This window comes from Atopobium fossor DSM 15642, assembly GCF_000483125.1.
Lineage (GTDB): Bacteria > Actinomycetota > Coriobacteriia > Coriobacteriales > Atopobiaceae > Atopobium > Atopobium fossor.
Genome location: NZ_KI519553.1, coordinates 479,970 through 499,905, shown reverse-complemented (window position 1 = coordinate 499,905; position 19,936 = coordinate 479,970). Strand labels below are relative to the sequence as shown.

The following is a 19,936-nucleotide window of genomic DNA, read 5'->3' as shown; positions in this document are numbered from 1 at the left end:
CTGTTGTGATTTGAATTTATACGAACATCTTTTCGAGCATTGCTTGTTTCATTTTTTTAAGCATTTCTAACTTACGCTGATGAAGGGTGATGAGGGAATTGAGGTTGCTAAATACTTTGCCAATGGCACGCTGCTCAGTGTAAGTAGAAACTGCAACTTCGGTATTTTGAACAACATTAATGTAGTGTCGAGCATGTCCCAAAACTTCTATATTCGATGAACAAAGACGCTCGTATGCGAAAGTTAGATCAACATCGTCATAGGCATGAAGAATTTTTATTGCTGAAGACTTAACCATAAAAGGAAAGGTCACAAGCTTGCAGTTGAGCGTAAAGTCATCAAAAATTACACAGGGTTCTTTATGTGTTTGCCTTTCTGCAGTGTATCCGAGAATAAAACCTTTATTCGCTGTGAGCACTGGAGTCGGATTTGAGTCGTCATATTCTTCGTCATTAACAATATAAGCATCGGGACGCTCGTAACTAAACAACTCCCCCAGCTTACGCTGTTCCCAAGGGTCAGTAAAACCAGAAAAACGTATTTCAGGTTCTACTTCTCCTTCTTTTGGAAACATCTTTTCAAGCATAGACTTCTTGAAGTCAACCAATTTGTCACACTTACGCTGATGAAGGGTGATGAGGGAGTCGAGGCTGTCAAAAGTCTCCGCTATCTGTCGTTGTTCACCAAGCGAAACGGGAACGACAAATTCCGTATTTGATACAAGATTCCAGTCTGCACGAGGCATTTTTGAGCCAGATGATTGATTGGCAATTTTATCAAATTGCTGCGTCTGAATCAGTCTATAAAGGAATTTCTTATCCATTCCAACCGGTCTCAAAACCCACCAGTCACCAGCAGCAACGCCTGTAAAATCAGGGCTTAGCCAGTTATGTAGATACGGACGGAGCTTTCCATATAGCACCTGAGTTCCATCGAAAGCTATACCCTTTTTCTGTATTTCTTTCTTTCGGACATCTTTATTTAGGCGTCCTTCCTCGGCGACAACATCTTCATACTCAATGCTTGGATATTCAGATGATGACGATTGAAAAGTAGATTCACGTTGAGCGAAATCAGAGAACTTACGCTGTTCCCAAGGGTCAGTAAAACCAGAAAAACGAATCTGTGGAACATCCCTCTTTTCCAGCATGTTTACTCACCTCCGAGCAATTTTTTAAATTGCTCAAGACCAAGCATGTCATACTCATCACCAACAAGCTGATCAAGGGAGCCAATTAGCTCAGCTTCAGCAGTATTAATCTCTTGTTGCAAATCACTAAGAGTAGTTGCGTACTTTTTGCATAACCCAGATACCTTCTTTGACAAATCAGTAATTACTACCTGCGGTAATTCAAATACGCCATCGATAATTGGAGTAATCCACTTATCTTTTAAAAGTATATATATCTGGTCGTCAGTAAGGTTTTCAATTTGCTTACGTGTGTTTGCTTCAAGTAATGCGTTCATCTCTTTAATAGTTCTTTTGAGCGTTGTTTCCTCATTAGCAAGAGCTGATACATTAATAATTTTCTCTTCAAACGAATCTTCTTCAATAAAATCTTTCTTGAATTCTTTTGCATATTTCTTTATAGCGGCAGTAACAAATGCGGTACTTGAATCATTCACAACATCATGACTTTTCTCTTCTTCGGAAAGAGATTCAAAAATGTCATTACGCTCGGAGTTTATTTCATCAAGACGTTGCGTCAATGCTGTTAATCGAGCCAAGTCATCTTTAAGATAGCGCTGCTGCACAAACTCATAGGGGAAAATATGACCCTTCCATCCTTCTTGTACGTCTACTTCTTCACCACCCTTGGTTTTAGTAACCATATTTGGCTCTACAGTTTTAATTGACTCAAAACCATCTGCATGAATGACTTCTATATCCTGCTCTACATGCTCCCAAACTGCTGCAAACACTTGATACACGTCATATTTATCAACCAGAGGAATACCATCAAGCATGGTGAACAAAGCATCTGAAATGCTATTTTTTTCGACATTAGGCTCTATAGACATAAGATTATTGATTAGAGACTCTTGAAGTATCTGCTGAATTCCAGAAAGTTTCGATTTATAAACAGCTTCATAATCCTTTACTTTTGCATAGTTAGTAATCTTATCTTCTAGTGCAAAAGCATCTGATGTATCAAGACTGGCTTTCGAGTACTTTTCATTAAGGCTAGTAAATAGAGTTTCGCGTAGACCAGAAAATGCATCCCAGTAATCCTTTAAAGCATCAATTTCTGAATTTGGAATTCCACCAAACATCGAAGCATATATATCCCACGACTCAGCTTTTTCTGATGTGTCAATATAACGAGGGATATTAAGGTTGTAATCGTTATTACGAATCTCTTCCAAGGGCACTACACGCGAATAACCCTCAACAGTTTCATGGGCAATAATGGTGTCTGTAATACGCTTAATATCGCAGGCGCGCAGCACATTTTGTGTTCCCTTTTTCTCAAAACCTTTTGAGGCATCAATGAATAGAACGTTATCTGCAACTCGCTGCTTACGCAAAACCATAATAATAGTAGGAATTCCCGTACCAAAGAAAATGTTTGCTGGTAAACCAATTACTGCCTCGATATGATGATTCTCAAGCAGATTACGTCGAATTTCTCCCTCAGATCCTCCGCGGAACAACACGCCATGAGGCAAAACGATTGTCATAACTCCATCTGGCTGAAGATGATAAAGGTCATGTAGTAAGAATGCATAGTCTGCAGTAGATTTTGGAGCTAAACCAAAGCTATAGCGAGGGTCATTCTCTTTGTTCTCTGAGTGCCAATCTTGAGAATACGGAGGATTAGAGACAACCGCATTTACAAATAAAGGATTATAGGTACCACTAGGGTCATTTTCATCAAAATAAGGCCAGTCATCGTCTAGTGTATCTGCATTTCTTGTATACAGGTTATCTGGTGCAATACCACGCATAATCAAATTCATACGCGTTAGATTGTAGGTGTTCTGGTTAAGCTCTTGAGCATAAAACTTAATACTATTAAGTGTGCCAGAATACTGAGCAGCTGCTTTACCAATAGTAATGAGAAGCGAGCCAGAACCAGAAGTGGGGTCATACACCTCTACACTATCTTTATTGCGAAGATAATAAGCAACGATATTTGCCATTACCGTTGAAACTTCATGCGGGGTATAAAATTCGCCAGCTTTTTTACCTGCTGTAGAAGCAAATTTACTGATAAGATCCTCGTAAATGTAGCCAAGCACGTCATAGCCTTGCTTACCATCCATGGGAATCTTGTTAATGAGCTGCATAATATCTCGTGCAGATTTTGTTTGAGCTGACGCACTAGTACCAAGCTTTGAAAGACCAGTCTCTAGGCTGTCAAAAATCTTCTCAAAGACTTTTTTATGAGATGGAACAATATTACGATTAAACGCAGAAAGCGCGTCATAAACATTTGCAATTTCAAAATCGTAACCACTCGAAATCCAAGTGCTAAAGAGGTCTTTGTAATTAATAAAATATCCAAGCTCGCTTTGGATAAGCTCACGAACTTCTATATTGGTTTCTTCAAGCTCCACAAGCTCGGACTTGTCCATTTCATTGGCAAGGGCACAGCTTATTTCTCGCTCAGACAAAAACTTATAAAAGATAAAACCAAGAATAAAATCTTTATATTCCGAAGCATCAATCTTGCCGCGCATCTTGTTTGCCTGCTTCCAAATATTATTAGATAATTCTTGCTTATTCACCTTGAACTCCTTTGGAATACTTACGCTGAAAACAATCGTAATTATCTCATTACAGCCTTATGACCTGCTAGATTATTCGATAAACGTAATTCAAAAATATTCTTAAAGCAGAAACATGTTCATACTCCTATTATTCACTTACTCTATAAGTTGATTTTAGAGTGTAATACACTGCTTTTACTCCAACTGTCCTCTGAATAGGACAGAAAGGATTAATTATTTCTTTAATCTTTTGTGAAAGATACTCTAAATACTATGGCATTTTTTATGATCAACCCACATGACAAACACCAAAAGGATGCATGAAGCAGCAAACGCAAGCATCCCCCACCAATCCATGTATTGAAAGCTATCTCGAATGATAAAAACCAACTCAGAAAAACTTGTTCCTTGCAGAAGAAGGTAAACCCATAGCAAACCAAAAAGAGTAGCAAATCCATTAAAAAATAGAGAAGCCATCATCTTTAATTTCCATTCCCAAGATGCCTGATTTCCACCTTCATTGAAGTAACCTTTTCCTATTAAAAAGATGGAATAAAATCCAGGGATTATAAACAACATGAGTGCACCCGGAGGTCCGTATATAATTCCAAAGCGCCAATTTTGTAATACCGTTCTTAAGAAGCTGATGCGCATCGCTGTAATATAAAGCAACAGAACTAAACTATGTGCAAACACCATGCCCAGCATATATTTTAAGAATCCATTTTCTACTTTATCTAAGCAACATTTTTTGAAAAGAAATAATATGTCACTCCAAACAAGTACAATCAGCCAACCCAACAATGAAGACTCAACAATGGACATGCACACCACCTCCTTTACATGTGTCTAGCATATGGAATAGCTACGATGATATCAACTGAAACTACAAGGGTTTATTGGCAAGCAGCAAGGCGTGTTACAATCGCACATGCGAAGTGAGCTAGACGATCGCGGGGGTGGCAACGCTACCCATGAGGAAAGTCCGGGCTCCATAGGGCAGGATGCTGGCTAACGGCCAGGCGGGGTGACCCGACGGAAAGCGCCGCAGAAAAGAAGACTCCCACTGCTCGCTTGCGAGTAAGAGAAAAGCTGAAACGGTAGTGTAAGAGACTACCAGCGTCGTAGTAATACGGCGGCTTGGCAAGCCCCATCCGGAGCAAACGCAAATAGGAACGCTATGAAGCTGCCCGCTAAGCGTTCGGGTTGCGCGCTAGAGGGCGTTGGTAACAACGTTCGTAGATAAATGATCGTCCTCGACAGAACCCGGCTCATAGGCTCACTTCGCACTTTTTATATACAACTTTACAAAGTTTTCTCTATATTTTTTCTATAAATGTTATTAAGATTATGACAAAATATGCATATACATGTTCGTGCATAATGAGCCATTAAAAGAAAAGAGAGTTTATGGGTAAGCGATTTGTTGTTATTGGCGCAAACCATGCAGGTGTTGCCTGCGTTAACCAGCTCCTTGCGCTCAATCCTGATGATGAGATATACGTATTTGACCGTAACTCCAACATTAGTTTTTTGGGATGTGGCATGGCACTGTGGATTGGTAATCAAATTACCAAAGGTGAAGGACTTTTTTATTCCAGTAAAGAGGACCTTGAAGCCAAGGGCGCCCATGTCTATATGGAAACCACTGTTGATTGTATAAACTACCAGGCAAAAACCATTACCTACCATCAAAACAAGAGCAATACTTCACAAAAGCTCCCTTTTGATAAGCTTATTATCGCCACTGGTTCCTCCCCCATTATTCCATCCATTCCCGGCATTGATCTTGCCTATATTCAGCGCGCTAAGCTTTTCCAAGACGCTCAACTAGCCGTAGAACAAATTGCCCATGATGACCACATTCGTAAGGTTGTTGTTGTAGGTGCTGGCTACATTGGTGCCGAACTAGCAGAGGCTTACGAGCGTGTTGGCAAGCAGGTTGTTCTTATAGATGCACTGGACCGTATTTTGGGCACCCACTTTGACAAAGACTTCTCTGACGTTATGAAGACACGTCTTGAATCTCATGGCATCGCGGTAGCACTTGGCCAAAAAGTTCAGTCTTTTGAAGGCGACAACCAGGGCCGCGTTTGTCGCGTTGTTACTGACCAACAAACCTTTGATGCTGACCTTGTTATGATGTGCATTGGCTTTAGACCTAACAATGAGCTTGGTGCAGACAAACTTGAGCGCTTTAGCAATGGGGCCATTTTAGTAGATACAAAGCAACAAACCTCTATGCCTGATGTGTATGCCATTGGAGACTGCGCTACGGTCTACGACAACTCACTTCGTGCCGCTAACTACATTGCACTTGCAACCAACGCTGTTCGCTCTGGCCTTGTTGCTGCTTTTAATGCTAGTGGCGTAGAGATTCCTTCCTTAGGCGTACAGGGTTCTTCTGGCCTATGTCTCTATGGTCTTAAGATGGTCTGCACTGGTCAAACGGTCGAAACTGCAGCATCACATGGTATCGAAGCGCAGATGTGCGAGTACACCGCCAAACAAAAACCTGGTTTTATGGATGAGACAGGCGCTAATCCAGATGTACATATCCGCATTGTGTATCGCACAGATGACCATGCTGTTATTGGTGCCCAGCTTATGAGCGAACATGATATGTCTGCTGCCATTCATATGTTCTCTTTAGCCATCCAAGAGCATGTAAGCATTGAGCACCTTGCTTTGTGCGACATTTTCTTTATGCCTCACTTTAATGAACCCTACAACTACATTACCATGGCTGCTCTTTCTGCTGTTAAGCTATAAAATTGCGCTTAGATAAGACTTGCTTGTAAGGTGTTCTTTTTTGAGTAACGGCGGCTCCTTTGGGGGTCGCCGCTTTTTGTTACAAAAATTAAGCTCTAATGCTGCGTCCAACATCCCACTATCAAAATAAGAACACTTGTACTGTATGTATCTACATGTTATCCTTACTAGAACATTTGTTCTAGTAAGGAGTATATCGTGGATACTATGTCAAAGCTAGAGATTCTTGCAGAAGCTGCACGCTTTGATGTAGCCTGCACGTCTTCCGGTTCCAATAAAAACACTAAGGCTGGCAAACTTGGTACCACTCACGCTGCTGGCTGCTGTCATAGTTTTACAGAAGATGGGCGTTGCATTACTCTGCTCAAAGTCCTTATGTCAAACGCTTGTAGCTTTGATTGTGCCTACTGTGTTAATCGTAAGAGTGCAAGCTGTGCTCGTGCTACTTTTACTCCGCGTGAGCTCGCAGAACTTACAATTGAGTTTTACAAACACAATTATATTGAAGGTCTATTTTTGTCTTCTGGCGTTCTTGGAACAGCAGATGCTACCGTAGAACGCATGATTGCATGCTTGCATATCTTACGAGAAGAACTCCAGTTTAATGGCTATATTCATACCAAAATAATTCCTGGCACCAGTCCAGAATTGATAGACATTGTTGGCAAACTCTCGGACCGTTTATCCATTAACTTAGAACTACCAAGTGCCAGCTCTTTAGACATACTGTGTCCAGATAAAACTGCTGCTTCTCTCTTGGAGCCTATGGCGCTTATCCACAGCAAGCGACTTGAAGAAGAAACTCACTTGCTAGGAAGTACTCAAAGATCTTTTGCTAGACAATCTCAATCCTTTGGAAACCTCGGCTACTCTAAATGCTCTGGGCAGGCACTTATCTCTCGTGGGACTTCCTGCACCATGAGAAAAACTTCAGGTGTAGGAAGCTCTCTTAGGAGCTTTGCTGCGGCAGGACAATCTACACAGATTATCGTGGGTGCCAGTCCCGAAGATGATAATCATATTCTCAAACTTTCGAGTTCACTGTATAGAAAGTTTGATCTTAAACGTGTATTCTTCTCTGCCTATATGCCCATGCTCGAAGATGCACGCTTACCAGAACTTGGTACACCCGTCCCTCTACGCAGAGAGCACAGGCTCTATCAAGCAGACTGGCTTATGCGGTATTACAATTTTGATGCTGATGAATTAGTAAATCCCGATGCTCCGTGGCTTGATTTGGAAGTAGATCCCAAGCTTGCATGGGCACTTAAACATTTGGATTGTTTTCCCATTGAGGTAATGGATGCTTCATTGGAGCTGTTATTGCGCGTTCCAGGAGTAGGACCTGTTGGTGCAAGGCGTATTATACAGTCGCGGCACACTACCCTCTTGACCTTTGATGATTTAAAACGCATGCATGTTACCCTTAAAAGGGCTCGGCATTTTTTGACTTGCTGTGGTAAACGCGACCCTCACAGTCCACTTGATCCACAGCTCATTAGGCATCGGGTGGTGAATGATGCCAAAGCCAGTACATACAACCAAAGAAGAAAAGAACTTGAAGAACAGCAGCTTAGATTATTCTAACGATGTACACATCTGTGAATTATCAACAGAAGCACAAGAGCTTGTTACAAAGATTAGGATGGCTGTAGATTATGGCCAACAGGTTGTATTACTATGCAAACCTTCAATCGAATCCATTCTTGTTACCACGGCACTTACGTACTATGCCAACGTAAAAAGCAACTGCCTACGGCTATGCCTAGAAGACCGCTGTCAACCACAGCTGGATGAGGTTTTGCTTGGCCCTCTTGATGGACTACAAGATTTAGGTTTAGTACAACGTTTGCTTGTGCAATTACAGCGCAACTACGATAAACCAGCAAGATATTTTGTTGCCTACGCCTGCAGCTATGATGACCCTTCTATGCCGCAAGCAGTATATGAATGGATACGCATGGTGCTACAGTGCAAAAAGCAATCGCGATCTATGCTAGCAGCACCGCAGTCGGAAGCATTTTTGAACTTTGTACGTAAGGGGCGCAATGAATGTGAGCATGCTCGTCAATTCATTCGTATGAGCAAAATGGAAGATGGATCATATTTTGCTCGTTTTAGTTGCAAGGCAAATGTTCTTCCTCTAGTAGCATCATACTTTGCAGGTAGACTGCGTACGGAAAATTTTGCCATTGTAGACCCAAAGCATAGCGTAGTTATAAGCCATATAGCTGGAGATACACGCTGTAGCATAACGCTACTTGACAAAGCATTGTTACAAGAACTCTTACAAGCAAAACATCTCTCTGATGAAGAGCGCTATATTCGCGATATGTGGAAGATGTTTTATAAAAAGATTGGTTTTAGTGGACGCAATCAATTGGAACGTGGTTATGACCTACGTACAAGCTGGGTGCCCAAGCGCTTTTGGAGTAACTTACACGAGCTAGAACCATAAAAGAACTCCAACTATAAAAACCGCACCCTCAAATCTTGGAGATAGAAAATCCAAGACTAAAAGATGCGGTTTTATTTAGGTACTATAGCAAAACTATTGCGACTTGCGCCTCATATGAGCGGCTGCAACACCTGTGCCAAGACTAGCTAGACCAAGAGCTGCATAAGCCGCTATAGGCAAGGATGCTTCACCTGTCTGAGGAAGTTCTTGTGGCTTGACCGTCTTGGCGTGTGGATGCTGAGCACGGAATTTATCATACGTCTCGTTGGCCTCAAATGCCACAACAAGCGCCTGCAAATAAGCATTCTTTGCATCTGAGTATTCCTGTGCAGTAATACCATAACGCGCCTGAGCCAACGCATGACGTTTCCTAGCAGCATCAAGACGGATTGTTGCATTGGCTTTCTTCTGAGCAAGTGCCTTAACTGCATCAACAAGTGCTGCTGGCGTGGTGTATGTACCATCAAGAATACCTTCGACAGTAACGTTTGCGAGCACCTGTTGCTTGGCAGCAGACTCACGTGCCTTCTTGGTAGCGTCCAGAGCTGCAGCTTCTTTTTCTTTACCCATCTTGATGGCTACATCATATTTACCCCTGACCTCAGCAAGAAGGTGATTTTTCTCGTCAAGCGTCTTTAGGGCCTTGTTATAGGCATCATGGATAGACTTGTAACCGTTGTACTCACTCAAAGCAGTAGCAAGTTCAGTTTTTGCAGTCTCGGCATTGGTTTTTGCCTGTTCGTGTGCGACGGTTGCATCGGCAAACTTCTTGTTTGCTTGCCCAAGTGCCTGAGCAGCATCCTGTACCTCATTTAATGCATTGTTGTATGCAGTACTTGCAGTTACAGCAGCACCTTTGGCAACGTTAAAGTCCTTCTGAGCGGAAGCTGCGCGCTCCTGAGCCTTAGCAAGATCAACGCCGCCTTCAATATCAGCAAGCTTTTGCTCGGCTTCCTTAAGGACAGTTTGCTTCTCTGTTACTTTTGCGTCAGCTGCTTTCTTCTCATTCTTTGCAGTAGCAAGATGCTCATTAGCGTTCTTGAGGAGGTCATTTGCCTTATCAAGCTCAGACTTGGCATCGTCTACCTTGGATTGAGCGTCAGCTACCTTATTATTAGCATCCTGCAAATTATTCTGAGCAGTAAGAATATTCTCTTGTGCCTTGCTCTCGTAATCAGCCTTTTGGTCATCGTAAGAACGTTGGGCATTATTGAATACATTCTGGCTATCCTTAAGATGATCAATTACCTTCTTAAGATCTTGTTGTGCCAGCTCATAATTCTTTTGAGCAACTTCTACCTGCTTCTCTGCTTCCTTAATAGCATTAGAACTGCCAGAATTGTTCATTGCGGCGTTGTAATATTGTTCAAAGAGAGCAACAAACTCGTCAATGGTATAAGCTTTGCCATTGATACTTTCGCCATTTTTTCCATAATAGAAAAACTCTTGGGCAAAAATATTTCTATAATCGTCTTCCGTTCCAGCACTTTGATGATACCCAAATCCAGTTACTGCATTAAGGTTGTTCCTAGATTCAAGGATATTGTGATAATGACCCGCCTTATTCGTGTTATGATCGGCGAGCCATAGCTTGCGCTCCTCAGTATACCAACCATCATATGGATTCCAATCATTATTCTCTCCATAAGATGCAGCAATGTTTTCGCCAGCATAAACAGCTTCACCATTGTGAGCTGCATGTGGATTCTTACTATCTGGAACAGTACGATAGCTCCAGTTAGCATTAATTTGGGCTAAAGCCATAGCAAAAGCACTAACCTTCCAATCAGCCAGACCAGGCTTATCAGGAGAGGTTGTACGAATCTTATTCCCCTGCTTAATAAAATCAAGCGCCTTCTTCATGTTCTCAAGCGAAGTCGCGTCACCATCAACACCCATCTTGGTAAAAGACAGGAATGTCTTGCCGCTATTCTTATCAACGCCAGTCTTGCTAGAATCAGTTAACAAGTCAATAGCCTTCTGAGCAGATGGATCCTTAGATAATAACCATTCATAAAAACCAAGAGAACCCTTAGAAGCGTCTGCATTGATAGTTTGACCAGCAGCTTCCTTAACCTTCTGTAAGTTTTCCTTAGCCTTATTAAGTGTCTCCTCAGCCTTTGTGAGCTTCTCTTCTGCCTTGGTAAATGAATTCTCGGCATCACGAAGTTCATTCTTAGCATCATTCAAGGCCTTAAGTACATTTTTACCAACTTTGGTCTGATCAAAATCTTTGTTTGCATCAACCTGCGCAGCAGCAAGAGCCTCTTGGGCCTTCTGAGCAGCTTCTTCGGCTTTAGTCTTATGTTTGCTTGCCTCTGTAAGAACTTTGTTTGCCTCGTCAACAGCATTGTTTGCACTCTTTACAGACTCACTCGCTGCCTTATAGGTAGACTCAGCATCAGCCTGCTCTTGCTTTGCAGTTTCAAGTGCACGTTTTGCGTCCTGGATCGCAGACTGAACATGAGCGATGGCCCGCTCATTGTCCTTTGCATCCTGCTTTGCCTTCTCCAGAGCAGCGTTGGCCTTATCAAGCTCCTGCTGTGCTGTAGTTACGTTAGCATCAGCATCTTGTTTATACTGCTTGGCCTTCTGGACCTCAGATTCAGCGTTAGTCTTACGCTCGGCTGCAACCTCTACATCATGCTTTGCTGACTCAACATCCTTTGCAGCTTCGGTTACCTTGCGAGCAGCCTCATCACTTTTGGCAACAGCATCGTCATAGGCCTTTTTTGCAATCTGCTCCTTGTTGGCGTCAAGAGCATCAACTGCAGCCTTTGCATTTTTGACATCGCATTGTGCCTGCGTGAGCTCATTGTTTGCAGCATCAACATTGGATTGGGCCTCGTCTACCGCCTGCTGAGCAGCCTCGGACTCCTGCTGTGCTTTAGTGGCAGCCTGAGCATCTGCATCTGCTTGCTTCTTTGCAACATCCTGAGCGTCTAAGACAGCCTTGCTCATACCTTCGTCTGCAGTACTGATGTCTGAACTTGCTTTGTCAACATCTGCCTTGGCAGCATCAACCTCTGCAGCAGCGGCATCGTTTGCTGCCTTCTTCTTGTCCACCTCTTGCTTAGCGGCATCTACATCCGCCTTGGCTGCATCAACGTTTTGCTGAGCCTCCGTTTGTGTGGTGGGCGCAGACCTCCAATGAGTAGCTGTGGTTGTCTTTTTGGGAGCTGTAGTGGTATCGGGCAAAGCAGTAACATCAGCATATGTGGTAGTTGGCACACTCATGCCCGCTATCATCATTGCTGACGTAGTGATACCAATAGTTTTCTTCAGTTTGTTGTTCATCTTGATTGCACTCCGCTCTTAATGCCCCATCCGTTGCCAGCGAAAAGCCGCCTTCACAGCTTGGCGGCAAACGCAAGACAAAATTTGCAGTTTCTACTCAGGTATATCAAAGCTATCATATATATTGTCAATGCTCTTATAAAAGCAGGTAAAAAAGCTTTTTTGTATTCTTTTAACCTGAATATCTTATTTGTACCTAAATACAGGGACTTTTAAGGAAAATATTATTAAAGTGCCTAGCGTTGATGTGAAACCAACACTAGGCACGTACAACATATCTTCATTTTTTAATTTCTCAAAAACTTGAGCATGGCTCAGTAATATTGCAATAACTACAAGCCTAGTCCAAGTCATCCAAACTAATAGCAGGAGTCTGTTCTGGCACAGAAACAGAGGCTGCATCCATAGCGCTAGGAACGCTTACGGAAGGAGCGACTGCGTGGTACTCGGAAGAGGTGGAATTAGAAAGCACCTGATTAGGAAATGCCGCGTCTGCATCATCCATAAAGTGCTGCAACAGCGTCTTATACTCAGAACGGAACTCCTCACGAGAAGCCTTAAGACGATCAATCTCATCAAGCTCGTTTTGCTTCTCTGCCAACGCGGCACGAATAACCTCGCGTGCACGCTGATCTGCCTCGGTACGGATTTTATCGGCAGATTCCTTAGCGTCTGCAACAATCTGATCCGCAGACTGCTGAGCAACAATAAGAACGCGAGAAATCTGAGCTTCTGATGCATTTACATCGGACTGAGCAGGAGTAACAACGGCTGACGCCTCGGGTGTCATGTATGAGGAAGCCTCTGCTGCCTGCTCGGTAAGCTGTGCTACCTGGTCCTGAGCCGCAGCAAGCTGCTGCTCGGAATTGTTAAGACGGCCCTTAAGGTCTGCAATCTTTTGGAGCATTGCATCAAGCTCACCAGAGAGCTGCTCAAGAAACGCATCTACCTCTTCTGTGTCATAACCATGCTTGGATGGCGAGAAGGTAAGCTGATCAATATCTGCCGGAGTAATAGCCATTGTTAGTTCCTTTCATATGAGCGCGGCGGCTTGCGCAACAACGCAAAGAGAGCTGTGCTTTTTAAAGTATACCTACAAAGAAACGGACTACAAAACGTGCAATAAATTGTAAGACGATAATTCCTAAGATTGGCGAGAAATCAATACCGCCTATGGGAGGAATGAAACGTCTAAACAAATTCATATAGGGAGCAACGAGTGCATTGAGTGCACTGCCTAAATCCTGACTCCACTCACTACGCAGAGGAAACCACGAAAGGATACACCAGGCAATAATCAAGAACTCGTAAAATCTAAAAAGCGCGGAGATACCACTTGCAATCATGCGTTTTAATCCTTGCGAACAATCGTGCCATCTGCAATGAGCTTATCGACCTCGTTTTGCGAAAGCTCCTTACCGGCAGGAAGAACAACAAAACATTGGGTGCCTAATTCCTGAATCTGACCACCCACACCACAAGCTAGACCAGCACAAAAATCAAAGATGCGCTTGGCTGCATCCACATTGGTGTTTCTAAACGACAAAACAACAGGCTGGTTAGTACGTACGCGACGAACAACTGTCTGACAATCATCGTAAGACTGTGGCGTAAGTACATAGGCAGGAAGTTGACTGCCAGAACGAGGAATGGCAGCCGCGCGCTCGGAGATGGGCGTAGAGCGTGCATAGCTTGGCCGAGAAGCAACCTCATACTCTTCATCGCGCGTGTAGGTAGTTGCACCAGCAGAGCCACCGTTGCCACCTAAAGGACGGCCAGAGCGCGTATATACAGACACGCTATCTGCCTCGGGGCGAGGAGTATTACCTAGCAGACCATTGCTTGCAGCTCCAGCTACATCACGAGATTGGTCATATCGAGGTTGATCATATGCATCTGGAGTATCATCGTAGTCTTGCTCATCATAGATGTCATCGTAATACTCTTCTTGGGGTTCCAAGCGAAGCTTGTCCTTAATAGTGTCCAAAAAACTCATCGTGTTACTCCCTTTGCATAATTTGGATCAAACACAATCCTACCCAGCCTAATAAGTGTTGAACCCTGCGCAATAGCAATCTTAAAATCATCACTCATTCCGCAAGATAGTACCGGCAATTCATGGCCTAGCTGTACTTGTAACTTGTCACGCAGTTCTCGCAAACCCTCAAAAGTGCGCTTTGCAGCATCGGGATTATGAGCTGGAGCCATGGTCATGAGGCCTTGCCAGTCTAGCCCCTTCAGATCAATTAGCTGTTGTGCTGTTTGACAAAGCTCTGCGGGAGTAAAACCGCTCTTGCTTTGCTCGCCAGAAATATTGACTTCAACCAGTACCGGCTGCAAAGCAGTCAGAGTAGCATTAGTATTGCGCGTAAGCACACGCTTGTTAATGGCATCCGCCAAATCAAGTGATGAAACCGAATGAATAAGTGTTGCACGATTAAGCACGTGATTGATTTTGTTGGTTTGTAAATTACCAATCATGTCAAAACGTACAGCAGGCAACGCATCTGTCTTGCGAACCAACTCTTGAGGACGGCTCTCTGCAAAATGGTTCCAACCAGCCGCAATGGCTGCCTGAACCTGTGGCACATCTACCGTTTTGGAAACCGCAACTACGCTTACCTCGCTGGGTTTACGACCAGCAACGGCACAAGCAGCCTCTACATCTGCCATGATGTGTGTGCGCCTTACAGCAATAAAGTCTGAATACTCCAACTTTCCCTCCCCTCGCACTACAAAAACACTTCAAGAACTACGTTGTAGCCACACTGACGCTATGACTATGCTAAAAATGCTAGAGCGCCGTGGCGTCCACACACGCCTTGCTCTGCACGATACGAGAAAAACTTATCTACTTCACTCGCGGTTGAACGCTCGCAATCCACAAAATGTTTAGAGCTAAGACCCACAGCAAGCAAAGAAATCTTTATAGCAGCGCTCATATTGAGGTTATGCTGTCCCACGCACACATCCTGACCAAACTCGGTCACAAATTTCTGGAGAAGTTCAGACGATACTTCATAATCTGCACCAGAAATATGGGGGCCAATATAGGCCAGTACGTTTTGGGGCATGCTTGCCGTTTGAGCACAAAGCTCTTGGAGTGCCGCAGCAGCAATGCGAGCAAACGTACCACGCCATCCAGAATGGATAACCGCAAAGCCTGGTTTGGTGCCCTGAGTTGCCACAAGGATTACTGGTGTGCAATCTGCATAGCAAAGCAATACAGGCACCTGTGGTGTAGTGCACACTATGGCATCACAACCCTGTGCAATACGCTCACGAAACGCAGATATTTGCTCAATGCTGGAAATGGTACATACCGTGCTTCCGTGTACCTGGTGAGGTACTACCAAGTTGGAAGCAAACTCTTCGTGTCCCATGGCTTTAAGTACAAGCTCACGGTTTTTCTGTACCATTTTAGGGTCATCCCCCACATGCGCACCCACATTAAGCGAAGCATACGGTGCTGCCGAGAAGCCCCCATGTCGTTGAGAAAAAGCGAGCGTGACCCCAGCCGGGCAAGCAGTATCGCCCAACAGGGTCACGCCACACGATTCGTATTCGCTCACGCGAGGAAACACGTTGCTCCCCTTATGCGCGGCTGTTCCTGAGGAACTCAGGGATATCAAAGGCCTGATTGCCAAAGTCGTTAGCGGGACGACTAGGGCGAGCAGGCTGAACTGGACGAGGCGCAGGTGCAGATACAGGAGGCTGAGCTGCAGGACGACTTACGCTCCTACGACCAAGCAAATCGGGCATTTGAGTTGCATTGGCATCATCAAAGCCAGTAGCAATGACGGTTACACGAACCTGGTCACCCAAAGACTCATCTACAACCGTACCAAAGATGATATTTGCCTCGGGATCAACATTAGAAGCTACCAAATCTGCAGCCTCATTAATTTCCTGGATACCAAGATCCTTGTTTCCAGCAACAGACAGCAATACGCGAGTTGCACCATCAATGGAGCTCTCCAACAAGGGGCTGGAAATAGCCTGCTGAGCAGCATCTGCTGCACGGTTATCACCAGAAGCAAGGCCAATACCCATCATTGCAGAACCAGCACCGCGCATAACAGTGCAAACATCTGCAAAGTCAAGATTAATCAAACCAGGTACGGTAATGAGGTCCGTAATGCCCTGGGTGCCCTGGCATAAAACATCATCCGCCATGCGGAATGCTTCCAACATGGTGGTCTTCTTCTCGGAAATGGAAAGCAGGCGATCATTAGGAATAACAATCAGGGTATCTACTGCCTCTGCAAGATTCTTAATACCCTCTACAGCAGAACCAGCGCGCTTGCGGCCCTCAAAGGTAAAAGGTTTGGTTACTACAGCAACAGTAAGAGCACCTACATCATTTTTTGCGATGTTAGCAACAATGGGAGCAGCACCAGTTCCTGTGCCACCACCCTCGCCAGCAGTGATAAATACCATGTCTGCACCGGCAAGAGCACGCTTAATCTCATCACGGCTTTCCTCGGCAGCTTCTGCACCAACCTCAGGATTAGCACCAGCACCAAGACCCTTAGTAATATCGGTACCAATGTGCACCTTGATGTCTGCCTCAGAAATAGCAAGAGCCTGTGCGTCTGTATTTACCGCTACAAACTCAACGCCACGGATGCCCTCCTCAATCATGCGGTTAACAGCGTTGGTACCGCCGCCACCTACACCAACAACCTTGATGACTGCAAGGTAGTTGTTTGGAGTATCTACGTCTGCCATGGTTCCTCCTAAATCATTTAGCTTGCGCACACCATGAAGTATGCAAACCTTAAAGTTCAACTTAAACTCAAAGCATGAGGTAAAGCGCGTAATAATTACACAGCCACGCTTCAGATGCAACCAATTTGTATAAAAGATGAAAATTGCAGGTAAGCTGTTTGCTTTCTAACATTCTCAACCTTAAAGGGTTACCTCAGACTTTGCATGATTTTGGGCAATTATGCACAGAGCAAACCTTCTACTTGAGACTTATAGATACTCAAGCGTTATGTTTAACCGTTATTGGAGTTCTTATCAGACTCGGAAGTATTGGAGTCATCGGAGTTTTTGGACTGTTGATTCTCAGACGCTTCTTTTGCCTTTGCAGCAGCTTCATCCGCATCTGAAGGAGGATTGCCCGTACCGTCGTTCACCACACGACCACCAGACCCAGGGTTAACCGATTCCGCACCAACTTTACGATAACTTGGCTTGGAAGGAACACGTACATTAATGTAGGTAATCTGATTGGGATATTGAGTAAGGAGCTGAGAAACTACGCTTTCCTTAGTAGTAATATCTGAAGCGGTACCTAAGGAAACCTCTACCCCGCTGGATAATACACAGGAGATAGATTCCGTACTCGCAGCTGAATAGCTCACTATATTCTTGGAAAAGTCTGAGCTAAAGCCATTGATATATTTAAGCACTGCAAGCACTGTTGCATCCGTTGTCTTACTGGCAGCTTTAGGAGTAACAGAGGAAGGCACGCTGGTAATAAGCAAACAACCCAACTGGTTAGCCTGGCGCAAAGCTACATCTGTAGCAGACTCATCTTTGGATGTGGTGATTTTAAACGGCTCAATCCATACACCGTCATCACCAATATACCAAGCAATATCACCCGAGCTCATGAGCACAATAGCAGAGGCCTTACGCTCTTCCACCTGTACTTTTAACTTATTGGGAAATTCTCGCCTAATATGAACTTCTCCCGCCCAAGGATTCTTTTGGATGTTTTGGGCAATTTCTGAAGTATTCACATTAAGTAGCGTAGTACCCGCAGGTACAGATGCCAGCTTTGCAATAGACTCAGAATCCATATGCTGAGTAGAATCTGCATCGATGGACTCGATTACAAACACGGGCAGTTGAGACAAAATAAGTAACAATAAGAGCAAAGAAATTGCTGTTACGGCAATGCCAATCAGTGCACGGATAGGAGAAAATGACAGCTGCGGCAAGCTAAAAGAGAAACCTTTAGAAGCCGCTGCAGTTTTTGCAGTACCAGTACTGTTCAAGCCCGCCGCCGCATCACGTACATTCACGTTTTGCATACGTGCCTGCATAGATTGCTTAGCTGCTATGCGCGCAGGACTAGCACCGCGCTTCTTGAGCTGTTTAACCGCGCGTTTCTCTTCTCGCTTTGTTGGTTTTTTGCGGGGTGTAGGCTTTAAGCCCTTTCGACCCAAATCGGCTGCCATTATGTGCTAACTGCTCGTTACTTACACTACTGCACAGCGCCATCAAGACGTGCCTGCATAGCCTCAATAAACTGAGGCCCCAGCAAGGTTACATCACCAGCTCCCTGTGTAATAAGCAGGTCACCTTCCTGACATACGTCACACAGCTTTTCTATAAGACCATGATGCACTGGTACAAAAGATACTTCGGACACAGTCCCCAGCTTCTTTACGGCATTAGAAATAGTCTTGCCAGAAACACCTGGAATGGGCATCTCGCCAGCAGAGAATACATCGGTAACAAAGAGCAGGTCTGCATCATTAAACGCTACGCCAAACTGATCTGCCAAAGCCTGCGTGCGAGAATAACGATGAGGCTGGAAACATACAATAATGCGTTTAAAGTCCAAGGGCTTAGCAGCAGCAAGCGTAGCAGCAACCTCTGTTGGGTGATGTCCATAGTCATCCACAACGGTAATGCCAGCCACATCACCCACATGCGTGAAGCGACGATGTGCACCGCCAAAGTGCGACAACGCCTCAGCTGCCTCAGATACATCAAAACCTAGTATGTCTGCAACAGCAAGAGCAGCTGTAGCATTTGCCATATTATGATTGCCGGGATTAGCCGTAAGAGTTACAGCAACGCTTGTACCAGCAGGAGTGGTTATCGTAAAGTTGCTGGTAATGCCAGCTCCACGCTGACCAGCCGCTACAACATAGTCATTGGAATCTTTAAAACCATAGGTCACAAACTTACGACCAACAGACCGCGCAAGTTCTACAAAATGTGGGTCATCACCATTGATAACTACACAACCAGCTTCTCCTACCAAGTCCATAAACTGGCAGAAGGTTTTCTCGACATTCTCGATAGTGCCATAGTGATCAAGGTGATCGGCCTCAATGTTGGTGATAACCGCAATGGAAGGATCAAGATATAAGAAAGAGCCATCAGACTCATCTGCCTCACATACAAAATAGCCGCCCTTACCATCACGACCATTGGTGCCATACTCCTCTACGATGCCACCAATAAGAAATGCGGGATCCTTACCCATGTGGTCTAACATGGAAGAAACCATGGAAGATGTGGTGGTTTTGCCATGCGTACCAGCAACAGCAATCTCTGTACGACCGCGACCCAACGCAGCAAGCATCTTGGCGCGTGGCCAAATCTGAATACCTAGCTCACGTGCGCGAATAACCTCAGGATTGGTCTCTGGAATAGCAGAAGAAATAACAACTACGTCTGGCATAAGGTCATCAATGTTTTTGGCTTCATGACCCACACGAACCTCAATACCAGCCTCTACGAGCTCACGCACATAATGGGACTGCTTAAGATCAGAGCCACTCACACTAGCTCCGCGCTGATGTAATACCAATGCAATGCCGCTCATACCAGCACCGCCAATACCAACAAAATGTGCACTTGAAAAAGGCAAAGTGGATGCGGTTTGGGACATAGTATCTCCTATGGGTTTAGTAAAAGTACGGTATAACTCTACCCTATCTTGAG

At 44.4% G+C, this 19,936-nt stretch carries 15 protein-coding genes and 1 other RNA gene; 4 read left to right on the top strand and 12 right to left on the bottom strand.

Features of this window, described 5'->3' with window-relative positions:
* Positions 1 to 16: 16 nt before the first annotated feature.
* The 3 genes from G469_RS0105085 to G469_RS0105075 form a co-directional block, all read right to left on the bottom strand.
* Complete coding sequence (locus tag G469_RS0105085; RefSeq protein ID WP_028264128.1) at positions 17 to 1,150, bottom strand: restriction endonuclease subunit S; 1,134 nt, start codon at positions 1,148 to 1,150, stop codon at positions 17 to 19.
* Positions 1,151 to 1,152: 2 nt separating this feature from the next.
* The gene (locus G469_RS0105080) at positions 1,153 to 3,732 is read right to left on the bottom strand and encodes a type I restriction-modification system subunit M (RefSeq protein WP_028264127.1); all 2,580 of its coding nucleotides are present in this window, start codon (positions 3,730 to 3,732) and stop codon (positions 1,153 to 1,155) included.
* 246 nt (positions 3,733 to 3,978) lie between these two features.
* The gene (locus G469_RS0105075; protein ID WP_028264126.1) at positions 3,979 to 4,539 is read right to left on the bottom strand and encodes a hypothetical protein; all 561 of its coding nucleotides are present in this window, start codon (positions 4,537 to 4,539) and stop codon (positions 3,979 to 3,981) included.
* A gap of 110 nt (positions 4,540 to 4,649) precedes the next feature.
* Between G469_RS0105075 and rnpB the strand changes: the two genes are divergently transcribed.
* The 4 genes from rnpB to G469_RS0105060 all read left to right on the top strand — a co-directional run bounded on the left by rnpB (position 4,650) and on the right by G469_RS0105060 (position 8,944).
* Positions 4,650 to 5,004: RNase P RNA component class A (rnpB, locus tag G469_RS09005), an RNA gene on the top strand.
* Between the two features lie 120 nt (positions 5,005 to 5,124).
* Positions 5,125 to 6,486, top strand: a complete 1,362-nt coding sequence (gene nox, locus G469_RS0105070; RefSeq protein WP_028264125.1) for a H2O-forming NADH oxidase — start codon at positions 5,125 to 5,127, stop codon at positions 6,484 to 6,486.
* 207 nt (positions 6,487 to 6,693) lie between these two features.
* Positions 6,694 to 8,073, top strand: a complete 1,380-nt coding sequence (locus tag G469_RS0105065; protein WP_084522352.1) for a putative DNA modification/repair radical SAM protein — start codon at positions 6,694 to 6,696, stop codon at positions 8,071 to 8,073.
* Complete coding sequence (locus tag G469_RS0105060; protein WP_028264123.1) at positions 8,045 to 8,944, top strand: TIGR03915 family putative DNA repair protein; 900 nt, start codon at positions 8,045 to 8,047, stop codon at positions 8,942 to 8,944. Before G469_RS0105065 ends, G469_RS0105060 begins: the two co-directional genes overlap by 29 nt.
* A gap of 93 nt (positions 8,945 to 9,037) precedes the next feature.
* Here the strand turns inward: G469_RS0105060 and G469_RS08455 are convergent, their stop codons facing one another.
* The 9 genes from G469_RS08455 to murC all read right to left on the bottom strand — a co-directional run bounded on the left by G469_RS08455 (position 9,038) and on the right by murC (position 19,883).
* Positions 9,038 to 12,241, bottom strand: a complete 3,204-nt coding sequence (locus G469_RS08455) for a coiled-coil domain-containing protein (RefSeq protein WP_035425400.1) — start codon at positions 12,239 to 12,241, stop codon at positions 9,038 to 9,040.
* A gap of 340 nt (positions 12,242 to 12,581) precedes the next feature.
* On the bottom strand, positions 12,582 to 13,262 hold the full coding sequence (locus G469_RS0105050) for a DivIVA domain-containing protein (protein WP_028264122.1): 681 nt from the start codon (positions 13,260 to 13,262) through the stop codon (positions 12,582 to 12,584).
* A gap of 61 nt (positions 13,263 to 13,323) precedes the next feature.
* Positions 13,324 to 13,587, bottom strand: a complete 264-nt coding sequence (locus G469_RS0105045) for a YggT family protein (protein WP_028264121.1) — start codon at positions 13,585 to 13,587, stop codon at positions 13,324 to 13,326.
* Positions 13,588 to 13,592: 5 nt separating this feature from the next.
* Positions 13,593 to 14,237 carry a cell division protein SepF gene (locus G469_RS0105040; protein ID WP_028264120.1) on the bottom strand — a complete coding sequence of 215 codons (645 nt, stop codon included), beginning with the start codon at positions 14,235 to 14,237 and terminating at the stop codon, positions 13,593 to 13,595.
* Positions 14,234 to 14,914 carry a YggS family pyridoxal phosphate-dependent enzyme gene (locus G469_RS0105035; RefSeq protein WP_051353840.1) on the bottom strand — a complete coding sequence of 227 codons (681 nt, stop codon included), beginning with the start codon at positions 14,912 to 14,914 and terminating at the stop codon, positions 14,234 to 14,236. Before G469_RS0105035 ends, G469_RS0105040 begins: the two co-directional genes overlap by 4 nt.
* 107 nt (positions 14,915 to 15,021) lie before the next feature.
* Positions 15,022 to 15,825 carry a polyphenol oxidase family protein gene (locus G469_RS0105030; protein ID WP_028264118.1) on the bottom strand — a complete coding sequence of 268 codons (804 nt, stop codon included), beginning with the start codon at positions 15,823 to 15,825 and terminating at the stop codon, positions 15,022 to 15,024.
* A gap of 10 nt (positions 15,826 to 15,835) precedes the next feature.
* Positions 15,836 to 16,972 carry a cell division protein FtsZ gene (ftsZ, locus tag G469_RS0105025; RefSeq protein ID WP_028264117.1) on the bottom strand — a complete coding sequence of 379 codons (1,137 nt, stop codon included), beginning with the start codon at positions 16,970 to 16,972 and terminating at the stop codon, positions 15,836 to 15,838.
* A 272-nt stretch (positions 16,973 to 17,244) separates the two neighbouring features.
* Positions 17,245 to 18,435, bottom strand: coding sequence for a cell division protein FtsQ/DivIB (locus tag G469_RS08450; RefSeq protein WP_051353777.1), 1,191 nt, complete (start codon positions 18,433 to 18,435; stop codon positions 17,245 to 17,247).
* 26 nt (positions 18,436 to 18,461) lie between these two features.
* Positions 18,462 to 19,883: a UDP-N-acetylmuramate--L-alanine ligase gene (gene murC / locus G469_RS0105015; protein ID WP_028264116.1), complete on the bottom strand. Its 1,422-nt coding sequence runs from the start codon at positions 19,881 to 19,883 to the stop codon at positions 18,462 to 18,464.
* Positions 19,884 to 19,936 lie beyond the last annotated feature (53 nt).

Coding starts and splice junctions, on each gene's coding strand:
- G469_RS0105050 (WP_028264122.1), bottom strand. CDS start 13,262: ATGGCTATTACTCCGGCAGATATTGATCAGCTTACCTTCTCGCCATCC.
- G469_RS0105065 (WP_084522352.1), top strand. CDS start 6,694: ATGTCAAAGCTAGAGATTCTTGCAGAAGCTGCACGCTTTGATGTAGCC.
- G469_RS08450 (WP_051353777.1), bottom strand. CDS start 18,435: ATGGCAGCCGATTTGGGTCGAAAGGGCTTAAAGCCTACACCCCGCAAA.
- G469_RS0105040 (WP_028264120.1), bottom strand. CDS start 14,237: ATGAGTTTTTTGGACACTATTAAGGACAAGCTTCGCTTGGAACCCCAA.
- G469_RS0105035 (WP_051353840.1), bottom strand. CDS start 14,914: ATGGCAGATGTAGAGGCTGCTTGTGCCGTTGCTGGTCGTAAACCCAGC.
- G469_RS0105045 (WP_028264121.1), bottom strand. CDS start 13,587: ATGATTGCAAGTGGTATCTCCGCGCTTTTTAGATTTTACGAGTTCTTG.
- murC (WP_028264116.1), bottom strand. CDS start 19,883: ATGTCCCAAACCGCATCCACTTTGCCTTTTTCAAGTGCACATTTTGTT.
- G469_RS0105075 (WP_028264126.1), bottom strand. CDS start 4,539: ATGTCCATTGTTGAGTCTTCATTGTTGGGTTGGCTGATTGTACTTGTT.
- ftsZ (WP_028264117.1), bottom strand. CDS start 16,972: ATGGCAGACGTAGATACTCCAAACAACTACCTTGCAGTCATCAAGGTT.
- nox (WP_028264125.1), top strand. CDS start 5,125: ATGGGTAAGCGATTTGTTGTTATTGGCGCAAACCATGCAGGTGTTGCC.
- G469_RS0105085 (WP_028264128.1), bottom strand. CDS start 1,150: ATGCTGGAAAAGAGGGATGTTCCACAGATTCGTTTTTCTGGTTTTACT.
- G469_RS08455 (WP_035425400.1), bottom strand. CDS start 12,241: ATGAACAACAAACTGAAGAAAACTATTGGTATCACTACGTCAGCAATG.